Raw genomic sequence first — 12886 nt, 5'->3', positions numbered from 1 at the left:
GAGAGTATTCAGGGAGTAATTGCCAGATCCGGGGAGTTATTTCACGCCAACCTGGAATGCTCATTGATTCCTTGCCTCGAGGCTCAGTAGCAATGGGACGGTGTCCAACAAGAAACCGAACATCCTTTTCATCCTCAGCGACGACCAAGGCGCCTGGGCGCTGGGTTGCGCCGGAAACCCCGAGATCCACACGCCCACTCTGGATGCCCTCGCCGCCCGCGGCACCCGCTTGGAGAACTTCTTCTGCGCCTCACCGGTCTGCTCCCCGGCGCGCGCCAGCCTGATGACCGGGAACATCCCGTCGCGCCACGGCGTCCACGACTACTTGGCGGGCGTCGAAACCGGACCGCAGGCCATCGACTACCTGCAGGGTCAGCGGTTGTTCACTGATGACCTCGCCGATGCCGGCTATCGCCTGGGCCTTTCCGGCAAATGGCACCTTGGCGCCAACGATGCTCCCCGGAAAGGCTTCAGCCACTGGTTCGCACTGGAAGGAGGAGGCAGCCCGTATGACCGCTCGGTCATGTACAGGTTCGACGGCGGCACCAGCCACCGGGAAACGGTCACCGAATACTTGACGGACGCGATCACCGGCGATGCCCTGGACTTCATCAACGAAGCCTCGCAAGAGCCTGAACCCTTTTTCCTGGCCCTCAACTACACCGCTCCCCACAAGCCGTGGAAGGGGCAACATCCGCCGGAATTTGAGGAACTCTACAGCGACTGTGAGTTTTCCAGCTGTCCACAGGAAGCCATGCACCCGTGGACTCCCACCGTGGACGGGGTGCCGATCGGCGGCGAAGCGGACACCCGCGCAGCCCTCGTGGGGTACTTTGCCGCCGTGAGTGCCATGGACGCCGGGATCGGGACGATCCTCAGCCGGCTGGAGGAACTCGGGGTACGGGACAACACCTTGGTGGTTTTCAGCAGCGACAACGGTTTCAATTGCGGACACCACGGCATTTGGGGGAAGGGCAACGGGACGTTCCCGCAAAACGTCTACGACTCCTCCGTTAAAGTGCCGGCGATCTTCGCGCTCCCGGGCAGGATCCGGCAGGGCTCGGTACTGACGGAACTGTTGTCCGCCTACGACCTGGCGGCCACCATCCTGGAGCTAGCGGGCTTGGACCACCGGTGCTTCGACGACGGGCCGGGACAGTCTTTCGCGGAGTTGCTTGGCGGGCTGACTCCGACGGCGGGGGACCGCGCCGTCGTGGTCTTTGACGAATACGGTCCGGTCCGGATGATCCGCAGCACCGACTGGAAGTACGTGCACCGGTATCCGCACGGTCCACATGAACTCTTCGATCTTGTGGCCGACCCGGATGAGCGAGTCAACCTCGTGGACCAGCCGGCGCACTCGGCGCGGGTGTCCGCCATGCGTTCCCGGCTCCAGGAATGGTTCCAGCGCCACGGTGTCCCAGTCCTCGACGGGAGTCGGCTTCCCGTGGCGGGGGCAGGCCAGACTGCGTCCGTGCTGGATGACCCCCTGGGGGCTTTCACCCCACCCAACTGGGATGGCACGGACGCAGCCGGTGGGTCTTCCTAGCCGACGTCCGTGAGGGCGAGTCCGGCACTGAGCTGCTTGGCGCTGTCCAGGAGAGCCACGGCATGGCCGCTTCCGGCAGCCTCGTACGACGCCAGGACCACCTCGACGATGTGGCGGGCGTGCTCAACGCCGACTTTGGGTGCGCCGCCGTCGAGCACAGTGACGAAATCCTGCAACTGCAGGAAGAAACCCTCCTGGATATCCTCGGGCTGCGGTTCCCACACCGTGCGTGTCACGCCGTCGCTGCGGACCAAGGTTCCATGGTGGGGGCTGCAGGACAGGGTGCCGGACTCACACACAACGAGGATCTCGTCCAGGCGTTGGGCAGCGTCGGACACCACGGAGATGCTGACATGGACCCCGTTCTTGAGGGTCAGCGCAATGGCACCGTCGGTTTCCACGGGAACGCCGAAGCGCTTGATGGTAGAGGCGCTCACGGATTCAACGGGTGCGCCACCGAACCAGATGGAGCGGTCAAGGCAATGGCCTCCGATGTTCATCAGTGCACCCCCGCCTGCCATGGTCTCGCTGAAGAACCAGTCCGGCCGGGTTCCCGGACGGTAGTCGGTGGTCCTGTAGTCGCGGATCATCAGGACCCGGCCGAGTTCGCCGCTGGCCAGCACGTCCTCGGCTGCCAGCTTCTCCGGGAGGAAATGCTGGATTTGCCCAATGACCAAGGACACCCCGGCCTCCCGGCACGCTTGAATCATGCGATCGCAGTCGGCCACGGTGGTGGCCATGGGCTTTTCCACCAGCACGTGCAATCCGTGGTCGGCTGCGGCCAGCACCATCTCCAGGTGCAGGGCGTGCGGGGTATTGATGATGACGGCGTTCAAGCCGGCATCACGGAACATGGCCAGGTAGTCCCCGTAGACGGAAGCCCCCCATGGCGATGCGACCCTCTCTGCGGCTTCAGGCCGCAGGTCGCAGACGGCGGCCAACTCCACGTTGCTGATCCGCGCTGCGGATGCTGCATGGAAGTGTGCCACGGCGCCCGCGCCAATGATTCCAAGTCGTATCAATTTCCCTCTTTAGCTCGGAGCCGGAGCGCGGGCTCGTTCAAGCGGAACGCCGCGCAGGTCTCCTCGATTGTTGGGGAGCCTGAAAAGAGGAATAAATGCCTAATTGGGTCCCACCGCCCACGGGCTGCCTGGCAGGTGAAGAAACTTTCCAAAATACTCATTGAATCCTGCTTTCGGGGGCTGTGAGAGTCGTCTCACTGAACCGCATCCGGCTGGTTCCCCCTCACTCGAAAGGTGATTCCCATGGGCAAAACAGCCCGTCATCTTCGCCCGCTGGCCGCCCTGTTGGGTGCAGCGCTTGCCTTGTCCACTACTGCCTGCGGCGGAGCCACCGATGCCTCCCCGGCCGCCGAAGCCGTGGATATTTCCGGGTCCATTTCCGGCCAGACCATCAACTATTGGTCAATGTGGAAGGACGGTGAACCGCAGCAAAAGGTCATCGCCACTGCCATCGCAGACTTCGAAAAAGAAACCGGCGCCAAAGTCAGCGTTCAATGGCAGGGACGCAGCAACACCGAAAAGCTCGTCCCCGCCCTGAACACCAACAACGTCCCGGACCTGGTGGACGGAACGCTCGCCAAGCTCGCTCCGGTGATCGGCGAGACCGGGCAGGCAAGCCCCCTGACGTCCGTCTACGCGTACGAGCTGGACGGGAAGACCATCAGTTCGGTGATTCCGGAGAAGTTCACCAGCAACGGCGTCTTCAAGGGAGAAGACGGACAGCCTTGGATGGTGCCCTACAGCATCAGCTCGGACGGCATCTGGTTCGACGCCGCCAGGCACCCGGAGCTCAAAGCAAAGCCGCCGGCCACCTGGGATGAATTCATGGCAGTCCTGGACAAGCTGAAGGCCGGCGGAACAGCCCCCATTGCCGCCGATGGTGATATCGCAGGCTACAACTCCACCTGGTTCGTTACCTCGCTGCTCCGGCTCAAGGGCGCAGGCAGCTTCAAGGCCCTCGCAGAAGACAAATCCGGCGCAGGATGGGATGACCCTGCCGTCCTTGAAGCAGCAAAAAAGGTGGAATCACTGGTCAAAGGTGGATACCTGAACAGTGGCTACAACGCCAGCAAGTTCCCGGCGCAACAGCAGCTCTGGGCAAACGGTGACGCCGCCCTGATCCTCAACGGCTCGTGGACGCCCACCGAAACAGGCTCATACGCCGCCCCGGGCTTCGAATACTCCTCATTCCAGTTCCCGGCCATCGGCGACAAGCCGGCCAGCGCCCGCGTGGACTTCATCGGCTTCGCTGTTCCGGCCAAGTCCAAGAACCAAGCACCTGCACAGCGGCTGGCGGCGTACCTGCTGGGCTCCAAGTACCAGGATGCCCTCGGCACGGACGCCAAGGTGCTTCCAGTGAGGCAGGACGCACCGGTGGATCCCGCCGTCGCAAGCGTTAAAGCCGCTATCGACGCCGCTCCGGCCACGCACCTGCAGAACGACGGCGTGACGTTCCCCGGCTACACAGAGAAAGTCTTCTTCCCCAGGGACGATGAACTGTTCCTTGGAAAGACCACAGCCGCAGAGTTCGTGGCCAAGATGAAAGAAGCCCAGATCCAGTACTGGAAGGACAACGGCTGATGTCCATCGGCCTGAAAGAACCCCGCGCCGGTAAAGCGGCCGCGCAGAATACGGCGTCCCGGAAGCCGGCAGGCAGGAAGGCCCCGGCCCAGGACCGCCGGCCGGGAAGTTCCATCGATGTGCAGCGTAAGAAGCTGCTGGTTCCCTTCGTGGGTCCGGCGTTCGTCCTGTACACGGTCCTGTTCATCGTTCCCGCCCTTGGCGCAGTGTGGATCAGCCTCCACAAATGGGCCGGCTCCGGACCCATGAAATTCGTGGGCCTGGACAACTATGGCCGGATCTTCCGGGACCGGCTTTTCCTGTCATCGTTCGGCAACACCCTGCTGCTGCTGTTCGTGGTGGGAGCCGCTATTTTCATTCTCGCTTTCGCCATGACGCTCGTCCTCCGGGACATGGCAGGGAAGAAGATGGTCCGTAACGTCATCTTCTTCCCGCACCTCATCAACGCCCTCGTGTTCGGTGTCCTGGCCGGCTTCATCTTCAACCCCGGCGGCATGGTCAACAGCCTGCTGGCACCCTTTGGGGTGACGGATCCGCCCAAGTGGCTGGCACAGGACAACATCTTCCCGCTCATCATGGTCACCCTGGTCTGCACAACCACCGGTTACTTCACCACCATCCTGATGGCCGGCGTCGACCGTATCCCGCCCTACTACTACGAGGACTGTGCCCTGGCAGGAGCCTCCGCGTTCCAGCGGCTGCGGTACGTCATCCTCCCGCTGACCTGGGATGTCTTCGGTACCTGTGCCGTGCTGTGGACCATTTCGTCGGTGAAGATCTTTGAGATCGTGTGGGTTTTCGGCGGTAGTTCCGGTGCCGGTGTACCTCCAACCCAAAGCTGGACGGCCGCCGTCTACACCTACGTCAACGCCTTCTCCGGACAGTCAACGCCCGCCTACGGTGCGGCAACGGCGTCCGCTGTGTTGTCGTTGGCACTGATCTCCGTCCTGGTTGTCCTGCTGCGCCGCGCCATGCGTCGCGACGCCGTCGAGTTCTAAAGGAAATGACATGAGCGAATACAAACCGGCGGCTCCCATGACCGCCCGACGGCGGGGACGCCGCGGTGTCAGTCCCGCCCTGCGCGGGGAACGCAGCGTAGTCCGGGGCCTCGGCGTGGGGCTGCTGTGGCTGGTGGTTGCGATCAGTATCGCGGCGCTGGTGTGGATGGTGGCGCAGGCCTTCAGGGATACCCGGGCCATTCTTGACGACCCTTGGGGCGTGCCTGCCTCCCTGGACTTCGGCAACTTCGTCCGGGCCTGGACCGTGGGGGACTTCGCGGTGGCCACGTGGAACAGCCTGCTGACCACAGTGGTGTCGTCGGTCCTGACAGTCGCCATCGCCGCGCCGTGCGCCTACTACCTGAGCAGGGTGGACAACAAGCTCACCCGCGGCCTGAGCCTGTACTTCATCCTGGGCCTCGGCATTCCGGCGCAGGTCATCCTCATTCCGCTGTTCGTGATGCTGAACAAGGTGTACCTCACGGACAGCATCATCGGACTGAACCTCGTCTACATTGGGGTTTCCATGCCGTTCACGGTCTTCCTGCTGACGGCCTTCTTCCGTTCCCTCCCCTTGGAAATGGAAGAAGCCGCTGCCCTGGACGGGACCACGGCCTTCGGGACCTTCTGGCGCATCACCCTCCCTTTGGCCAAGGGCGGCATCCTCACCGCCTTCATCCTCCAGGTCATCTCACACTGGAACGAGACCCTTCTGGCCTTGACCCTGCTGCAATCCACCGAGAAGTACACGCTCCCGGTAGCGCTGATCTCGTTCGTCCAACAGCAGACCTACTCCGGCGCTGATTGGGGTGGACTGTTCGCAGGCCTGGTAATGGTGGTGCTGCCCATGCTGGTCATCTATGTGTGGCTGGGCCGCCGACTTACCGAGGGACTCACGCTCGGGATGGGCAAATAGCATACGACGTTGGGGTGAAGCCGGCGCGGTCGCTGGAAAACGACGAAATCGCCGGAAGGTTCCCGTCGAAGGGGCGGCGTTCCCGCGATTTCGGCGCTCCAACGGCGAAGCGCCGCGGGTTAGGCTGGCAGACATGGGGGATAACAACACACTTGGGGAACAAGAGCCACCGCAAGCTTCGCGCAGACTGCCTGTCGCCGTCGTGCCTTTGCTGGGGCTGATCGCGGTGATCGTGGGGCTGATCGTGGCGTGGAAGGGGAAAGACGAACCCACCGGCTGGTTCGCGTACGCCCCGCTCAGCAACACGGTCTTTCCACCGAGCGGCGGGAGTTTCATCAGCCAGGGTACGCAGCTCGGCCTGCTTCTCGCGGTCCTGGGCCTGCTGGTCCTCGCCTTCTGGGCCGGGCTCACCATCGGCCGGCGACGGACGTAGCGAAACCGTCCGAAAACGACGAAATCGCCGGGACGCTCCAGACGAACTGGCAGCATTCCGGCGATCTCGGCACCAGAAGCAAAGACTAGGTGAGCTTCACCTGGCGGTTCATGTCCTTGTAGAGCAGGTACCGGAACTCGCCCGGACCACCCGCGTAGCAGGCCTGGGGGCAGAACGCGCGCAGCCACATGAAATCGCCGGCCTCCACCTCAACCCAGTCGTTGTTGAGCAAGTACATGGCCTTGCCCTCCAGCACGTACAGGCCGTGCTCCATGACGTGGGTCTCGGGGAAGGGGATCACGCCGCCGGGCTGGAAGGTGACGATGTTGACCTGCATATCGTGCGCGAGGTCGCTGGAATCCGTGAAGCGCGTGGTCTTCCAGACGTCGTTGGTGTCCGGCATGGACGTGGGCTCCACGTCCTTCTCGTTGGTCACGAACGACTTCGCTTCGAAGCCCTCAAGGCGCTCGTAGGCCTTGCGGATCCAGTGGAAGGAAACGATGTCGTCGGACACGTTCTCCAGGCCCCACTCGGATCCGGCCGCGAGGTAGGCGTAGCCGCCCTCTTCGAGATGGTGCAGTTCGCCGTCGAGGGTCAGGTTGACCTGGCCCTTGGTCACGAAGATGACGCCCTCCACGCCGGATTCGAACTCAGCTTTGGGAGCACCGCCGCCCGCGCCGATCTCCACGATCAGCTGCGAGAACGTGGTGGCGAACCCTGAGATCGGCCGCGCGATGATCCACGAACGCGTGTTGGAGAAGCCCGGCAGGTTGCTGGTGACGATGTCCGTCATGACGCCCTTGGGGATCACGGTGTAGGCCTCGGTGACGATGGCCCGCTCCGTGGTCAGGTGGGTCTGCGGGGGCAGCCCGCCCTCGGGGTAGTAGTACTTGCCCATGCGAAATGCTCCTATCAGTGGGAAGTCGGTTGTGCGAGCCGCGGGTGCGCCAGTGCGGTCAGCTGTGAAAGTTCGACGCCGGCAAGCGCCTTGACCTCGTCGGTCCCCACTGCGCCGCACTGGACGCCGCGGAGCACGAAGCCGGCCAGGGCACGTGCGGTGGCGGGCTCGTCCATGACGCCGCCTTCAGTGCGTTCCACATAGTTCCGGAGGCGCAGCGCCGCGGCGGGCAAGCCCTCGCGGTAGAAAGCGTACGACGCCGAGAATCGGCTCGGGAGCTGGGCGGCGTGGAGGTCCCAGCCCTGGTAGTAGCCGTTTTCCAGGGAACGACGCACCAAGCGGCCGTGCAGCTTCCAGGCGTCTTCCACTGCGTCACCCACGGGGATGATGTTGGTGGAGCCGTCGGAGAGACGGATGCCTGTGCCGGCAACTGCGAGCTGCATGACTTCCTTGGCGAAATCGGCCACCGGGTGCTCCATGGACTGGTATTCCGCGGAGATACCCAAGGAGGCGCTGTAGTCGTAGGTCCCGTAGTGCAGGGCGCTGATGCGGCCCGGCACAACATGGGGGAGCTGCGCTACAGGGGAGGTTCCGTCAGCACCGATGATCAGCTGCGGCGTCTCCACCTGCACCTCAAAGCGGAGTCGGCCTGCGGGGAGTCCGAGGACTTCCTCCAGGCGCGAGACCGCGTAGTCCATGGCCTGCACCTGTGCCACCGTAGTGACCTTGGGCAGGGTGAGGATCAGTCCGGCCGGGAGTTCTCCGGCAGAAGCCAGCGTGGAGACGAACAGGTCCAACGTCCGCAGGCCACGTGCCCGGGTGGGTGCTTCGAAGCACTTGAAGCGGATGCCGATGAAAGGCGGAGCCGTCCCGGCCGCAACGGCTGCGGCAACCGCGTTGGCGGCAGCAACGGCGTCGGCGTCTTCCTGCTCATCGCCACGGTCTCCGTAGCCGTCCTCGAAGTCCAGGCGCAGGTCCTCGATCGGCTCGCTGGCAAGCTTCGCAGCAACCCGCGACGCTACAGCGGCAGCCAGGTCAGGCTCCTGGCCCAACAGCTGGCCGAGCTTCTCGAGACCACCGTGGGCCTCCGCCGTCGCAAGCGCCTGCGCGCCCCAATCGGCAACGAAGGTCTCCGTGAACCGGTCGGCCGGGATGTAGACGGTGTGGATGGGCTGGCGCGAGCCGTCGTCGCCGGGGTAGTTGCGGTCCAGCAACTCATCCGTAGCGGCGAGCTGCGACTCGATGTGGGCCAGATCGGATGCAGAGAATGAACCCATCTCAGCCCACCAGCTCGTACGCGGGTGTGGTGAGGAAGTCCGTGTATTCGTCGGAAAGGCAGATGTCCTCGATCAGCTTGGACGCCGGCTCGTAGTACTTGGCGAAGTTCTCGTCGCCGAATTCGATGCGCAGGCGCTCAGTCTCTTCGCCGAGGATGCGGGTGACGAGTTCGCGGGTCACTGTGTTGCCCGTGTCCGCGAGGATCGACTTGTTGCGGAGCTGCTGCCACACCTGCGAGCGGGAGATCTCCGCGGTTGCAGCGTCTTCCATCAGGTTGTGGATGGCCACGGCACCGCTGCCGGAGATCCAGACGCCGGTGTAGGCGACGGCGACGTACAGGTTCAGGCGCAGGCCGGCTTCCGTGACGGTTCCGCCGGCGGAGGCGACGTCGATCAGCTGCTCAGCGGTGACGCTCACCTCGGGGCGCTGCTTGTCCAACTGGTTCGGCCGGCCACCGTTTGCGGGGTCGCCCAGCACGGAGTCGAACACTTCGCGGCACGTGGACACCAGGTCCGGGTGCGCAACCCAGGAACCGTCGAAGCCGTCGTTTGCTTCGCGGGTCTTGTCGGCGCGGACCTTATCGAACGCTGCGGCGGTGACGTCGGGCTGCTTGCGGTTCGGGATCACTGCGGCCATGCCACCCATGGCGAACGCGCCGCGCTTGTGGCAGGTCTTGACCAGGAGCTCGGTGTAGGCACGCATGAACGGTGCGGTCATGGCGACGGTGGCGCGGTCCGGGAGGACGAACTCTTCGCCGGCATCACGGAAGTACTTGATGATGCTGAAGAGGTAGTCCCAGCGGCCGGCATTCAGGCCCGAGGCGTGGTCGCGGAGTTCGTAGAGGATCTCGTCCATCTCGAAGGCGGCCGGGATGGTTTCGATGAGCACGGTGGCGCGGATGCTGCCCTGCGGGATGCCGAGGAAGTCCTGTGCAAACACGAAGACGTCGTTCCACAGGCGTGCCTCAAGGTGGCTCTCCATCTTGGGCAGGTAGTAGTACGGGCCCTGGCCGTTGAGGAGGAGCTGCTTGGCGATGTGGAAGAAATGCAGGCCGAAGTCCACCAGGGCGCCAACGGCGGGGGCGCCGTCGATCAACAGGTGGCTCTCCTCCATGTGCCAGCCGCGCGGGCGGGCCACGACGACGGCCAGGGGAGCGTCCGTGCGGAGGCGGTATTCCTTGCCCTCGGGGGAGGTGTAGCTCAGGGTGCCCTGGGCGGCGTCGCGGAGGTTGAGGATGGCGTCAATGACGTTGGGCCACGTTGGCGTGGAAGCGTCTTCGAGGTCTGCCAGCCAAACCTTGGCGCCGGAGTTCAGCGCGTTGATGGCCATCTTGGCCGGGGTTGCCGGGCCGGTCATTTCAACGCGGCGGTCCTGCAAAGCTGCCGGTGCCTCGGCGACCTTCCAGTCGCCGTCGCGGATTTCCTGGGTCTCCGGCAGGAAATCGAGGCGGCTGGTGTCCGCGACCTGCTGGCGCTTGACCTTCCGGGCTTCCAGGAGTTCATTGCGGGTGCCGGCGAAACGCTTGTGCAGCTCCTCGATGAAGGCCAGTGCCTTGGGGGTGAGGATTTCCTCGGCGCGATCGATCGGCCGGGGATCGGTGACTGTGATAGCCATGTGAGCGGATTCCTTTTTCTAGAGTGCGCCGTTGTTAGAGAGCGCTGGCGGCGTTGGCCTGCGCAGCGTTGGCCACGGCGGTCGCTACATCGGCGGCAACATGGGGATCGAAGACGCTGGGGATAATGTAACTCGCGTTCAGCTCATCGTCAGCTACCCGGTTGGCAATTGCCTCGGCAGCGGCCACCAGCATGTCCGGCGTGATGTCGGAGGCTCCGGCGTCCAGCAGTCCGCGGAAGAATCCGGGGAAGGCCAGCACGTTGTTGATCTGGTTCGGGAAGTCGCTGCGCCCGGTGGCCACGACTGCTGCGTGCTTGGAGGCGATGACGGGATCGATTTCCGGCGTCGGGTTGGCCATGGCGAACACGATTGCGTCTTCGGCCATCGAAGCAACCTGCTCTTCGCCGATCACGTGCGGGGCGCTGACGCCGATGAACACGTCCGCTCCCTTGAGGGCGTCGTGCAGGGTTCCGGAGAAGCCTTCTTCGTTGGTGTTCGCGGCAATCCAGCTGCGGTGCTCGTCGTCGTACTTTTCACCCGAGTGGATGGCGCCGGACCGGCCTGCGGCGATGATGTGCTGCGCGCCTTGGGCCTTGAGGAGCTGGATGATGGCGGAACCGGCAGCGCCGACGCCGGAAACGACGATCTTGACCTCGGAGAGCTTCTTGTCCACTACGCGCAGGGCGTTGACCAGGGCTGCGAGCGTGACGATCGCGGTGCCGTGCTGGTCATCGTGGAACACAGGGATGTCGAGTTCTTCGCGGAGGCGGTTCTCGATTTCGAAGCAGCGCGGTGCGGCGATGTCTTCGAGGTTGATGCCGCCGTAGACGGGGGCCATGGCCTTGGCGATCATGATGATTTCTTCGGTGTCCTGGGTGTCCAGGCAGACTGGCCAGGCGTCAACGTTGGCGAACTGCTTGAACAAAGCAGCCTTGCCTTCCATCACGGGAAGGGCAGCGGCGGGGCCGATGTTGCCCAGGCCAAGGACGGCCGAACCGTCGGTGAGGACGGCGATGGTGTTGCGCTTGACAGTCAGGTTGCGGGCAGCGGCCGGGTCTTCTGCGATGGCCATGCAAACACGGGCGACGCCGGGGGTGTAGGCGCGTGAGAGGTCGTCGCGGTTGCGCAGGGCTACTTTCGGGACGACCTCGAGCTTGCCGCCGAGGTGCATCAGGAAGGTGCGGTCGGAAACGTGCTGGACCGTGACGCCGTCGAGCGCGTTCAGTGCGTCCTTGACGCGGGCTGCGTGGTCGTCATCGGTGGTGTTGCAGGTGACGTCTACGACGATCGTCTCGTGGTGGGATTCCGTGACGTCCAGGGCAGTGATTGCTGCACCGGCTGCGCCGACTGCTGCTGCAAGTTCGCTGGTCGCGGTGAAGCTCGACGGTGCGGCGACGCGCAGGGTGATCGAGTTTCCGGGGCTCGGATTCGCCATTGAAATTCCTCCTGTAAGGCCCGTTCCCGGGCCGCCGTTCCAAACTAAATGTTTTCGTATTATGGATATTATTATCTACAAAGTGGAAACACAACCCCTTGCTTGGTCATGTTCGGTGTCATCGCGCAGGTGCGCGCTGTGCTGTATGTTGGGTGTTCTAAGCAATTCTTTTCACGATGCGGATAAGAGTTGTCGGAATCTGAGTCATTGGAGACAAGGGAATGGCTGAAAAAGCCTCCGGAGGCGTGCAGTCCGTTGAGCGCGTCTTTGAACTGTTGGAACTGATCACGGACGCGGGCGGCGATGTCACCCTGAGCGAACTTTCGTCGTCCACTGACCTCCCCCTGCCCACCATCCACCGGCTGTTGCGCACCCTGGTGTCGCTGGGCTACATCCGCCAGCTGCCCAATCGCCGTTACGCCCTGGGCCCGCGGCTCATACGGCTCGGCGAAGGTGCCAGCAAGCAGCTCGGTGCCGTGGCCCGTCCGCAGCTGAAGACCCTGGTTGAACGGCTCGGCGAAACCTCCAACATGGCCGTGCTCGACTCCGACATGGTCATCTACGTGGCGCAGGTGCCCTCCATGCACTCCATGCGCATGTTCACTGAGGTTGGCCGCCGCGCCCACACGCACGATACCGGCGTGGGTAAAGCCATCCTGGCCCAGTTGGACGACGAGGTTGTCCGCGGCATCGTGGCCCGCACCGGCATGCCGACTCCTACGGCCAAGAGCATCGGCGACATCGACTCCCTGCTGGCGGACCTCAAGCTCATCCGGGAACGCGGCTACTCCATTGACGAGGAAGAGCAGGAACTCGGTGTCCGCTGCTTCGCCATGGCCGTCCCCAATGCTCCGACTCCCACGGCGATTTCCGTCTCCGGCCCCATCACCCGCGTGGACCAGAGCTTCGCGGACCGCGCCGTGCCCATGCTGCGCGAGGCAGCCATGGCTATCTCTGCTGAGTTGAACCAGAACTGACCCTTTTCCTGCCCCCGCCGGGTTGGCATCAAATGCCAACCCGGCGGGGGTTTTTGGTGCCCGGGCTGGCTGAGGTGGGTGCCCGCTTTGGTGCGTCTGCCGGCTGAGGTGAGTGCCGGCGTCGTACATTCCACGCAAGGCGACAAAAGGCGGCAGTGTCCCCCAAGGAAACACTGCCGCCTGCT

11 protein-coding genes are annotated in these 12886 nt (G+C 63.9%); 6 read left to right on the top strand and 5 right to left on the bottom strand.

Annotation, left to right across the window (positions count from 1 at the left end):
* Positions 1-100 precede the first annotated feature (100 nt).
* Positions 101-1549, top strand: a complete 1449-nt coding sequence (locus PJL15_RS08945) for a sulfatase-like hydrolase/transferase (protein ID WP_281450798.1) — start codon at positions 101-103, stop codon at positions 1547-1549.
* Here PJL15_RS08945 and PJL15_RS08940 read toward each other — a convergent pair.
* Positions 1546-2571, bottom strand: a complete 1026-nt coding sequence (locus PJL15_RS08940; protein WP_281450797.1) for a Gfo/Idh/MocA family protein — start codon at positions 2569-2571, stop codon at positions 1546-1548. The genes PJL15_RS08945 and PJL15_RS08940 overlap by 4 nt on opposite strands.
* Before the next feature lie 243 nt (positions 2572-2814).
* On the opposite strand from PJL15_RS08940, the gene PJL15_RS08935 reads away from it, so the two are divergent.
* The 4 genes from PJL15_RS08935 to PJL15_RS08920 all read left to right on the top strand — a co-directional run bounded on the left by PJL15_RS08935 (position 2815) and on the right by PJL15_RS08920 (position 6499).
* On the top strand, positions 2815-4152 hold the full coding sequence (locus PJL15_RS08935; RefSeq protein WP_281450796.1) for an ABC transporter substrate-binding protein: 1338 nt from the start codon (positions 2815-2817) through the stop codon (positions 4150-4152).
* The gene (locus PJL15_RS08930) at positions 4152-5150 is read left to right on the top strand and encodes a carbohydrate ABC transporter permease (protein ID WP_281450795.1); all 999 of its coding nucleotides are present in this window, start codon (positions 4152-4154) and stop codon (positions 5148-5150) included. The genes PJL15_RS08935 and PJL15_RS08930 overlap by 1 nt, the downstream gene beginning before the upstream one ends.
* 10 nt (positions 5151-5160) lie before the next feature.
* The gene (locus PJL15_RS08925; protein ID WP_281450794.1) at positions 5161-6066 is read left to right on the top strand and encodes a carbohydrate ABC transporter permease; all 906 of its coding nucleotides are present in this window, start codon (positions 5161-5163) and stop codon (positions 6064-6066) included.
* Between the two features lie 133 nt (positions 6067-6199).
* The gene (locus tag PJL15_RS08920; RefSeq protein WP_281450793.1) at positions 6200-6499 is read left to right on the top strand and encodes a hypothetical protein; all 300 of its coding nucleotides are present in this window, start codon (positions 6200-6202) and stop codon (positions 6497-6499) included.
* A gap of 85 nt (positions 6500-6584) precedes the next feature.
* Here the strand turns inward: PJL15_RS08920 and PJL15_RS08915 are convergent, their stop codons facing one another.
* Genes PJL15_RS08915 through PJL15_RS08900 form a run of 4 tightly spaced genes read right to left on the bottom strand, consistent with a single transcriptional unit; the run spans position 6585 to position 11724 of the window.
* Positions 6585-7397, bottom strand: coding sequence for a bifunctional allantoicase/(S)-ureidoglycine aminohydrolase (locus PJL15_RS08915; RefSeq protein WP_281450792.1), 813 nt, complete (start codon positions 7395-7397; stop codon positions 6585-6587).
* Between the two features lie 14 nt (positions 7398-7411).
* Positions 7412-8674: a DUF6986 family protein gene (locus PJL15_RS08910; protein WP_281450791.1), complete on the bottom strand. Its 1263-nt coding sequence runs from the start codon at positions 8672-8674 to the stop codon at positions 7412-7414.
* A 1-nt stretch (position 8675) separates the two neighbouring features.
* Positions 8676-10289: a malate synthase A gene (gene aceB / locus PJL15_RS08905; RefSeq protein ID WP_281450790.1), complete on the bottom strand. Its 1614-nt coding sequence runs from the start codon at positions 10287-10289 to the stop codon at positions 8676-8678.
* Between the two features lie 34 nt (positions 10290-10323).
* A complete protein-coding gene (locus tag PJL15_RS08900) occupies positions 10324-11724 on the bottom strand; it encodes an NAD-dependent malic enzyme (RefSeq protein ID WP_281450789.1) in 1401 nt (466 codons plus the stop codon).
* A gap of 221 nt (positions 11725-11945) precedes the next feature.
* Between PJL15_RS08900 and PJL15_RS08895 the strand changes: the two genes are divergently transcribed.
* The gene (locus PJL15_RS08895) at positions 11946-12701 is read left to right on the top strand and encodes an IclR family transcriptional regulator (RefSeq protein WP_011776026.1); all 756 of its coding nucleotides are present in this window, start codon (positions 11946-11948) and stop codon (positions 12699-12701) included.
* Positions 12702-12886 lie beyond the last annotated feature (185 nt).

The sequence above is a fragment of the Paenarthrobacter nitroguajacolicus genome, assembly GCF_029952445.1.
In the GTDB taxonomy this organism is placed as follows: domain Bacteria; phylum Actinomycetota; class Actinomycetes; order Actinomycetales; family Micrococcaceae; genus Arthrobacter; species Arthrobacter nitroguajacolicus_B.
Note: the sequence above shows the minus strand (reverse complement) of the source record. Positions and strands in the feature narration are given on the sequence as shown.

Excerpts from the sequence above, each read along its gene's own strand:
- PJL15_RS08935 (WP_281450796.1), top strand. The coding sequence starts at position 2,815 with ATGGGCAAAACAGCCCGTCATCTTCGCCCGCTGGCCGCCCTGTTGGGT.
- PJL15_RS08930 (WP_281450795.1), top strand. The coding sequence starts at position 4,152 with ATGTCCATCGGCCTGAAAGAACCCCGCGCCGGTAAAGCGGCCGCGCAG.
- PJL15_RS08925 (WP_281450794.1), top strand. The coding sequence starts at position 5,161 with ATGAGCGAATACAAACCGGCGGCTCCCATGACCGCCCGACGGCGGGGA.
- PJL15_RS08920 (WP_281450793.1), top strand. The coding sequence starts at position 6,200 with ATGGGGGATAACAACACACTTGGGGAACAAGAGCCACCGCAAGCTTCG.
- PJL15_RS08915 (WP_281450792.1), bottom strand. The coding sequence starts at position 7,397 with ATGGGCAAGTACTACTACCCCGAGGGCGGGCTGCCCCCGCAGACCCAC.
- PJL15_RS08910 (WP_281450791.1), bottom strand. The coding sequence starts at position 8,674 with ATGGGTTCATTCTCTGCATCCGATCTGGCCCACATCGAGTCGCAGCTC.
- aceB (WP_281450790.1), bottom strand. The coding sequence starts at position 10,289 with ATGGCTATCACAGTCACCGATCCCCGGCCGATCGATCGCGCCGAGGAA.
- PJL15_RS08900 (WP_281450789.1), bottom strand. The coding sequence starts at position 11,724 with ATGGCGAATCCGAGCCCCGGAAACTCGATCACCCTGCGCGTCGCCGCA.
- PJL15_RS08895 (WP_011776026.1), top strand. The coding sequence starts at position 11,946 with ATGGCTGAAAAAGCCTCCGGAGGCGTGCAGTCCGTTGAGCGCGTCTTT.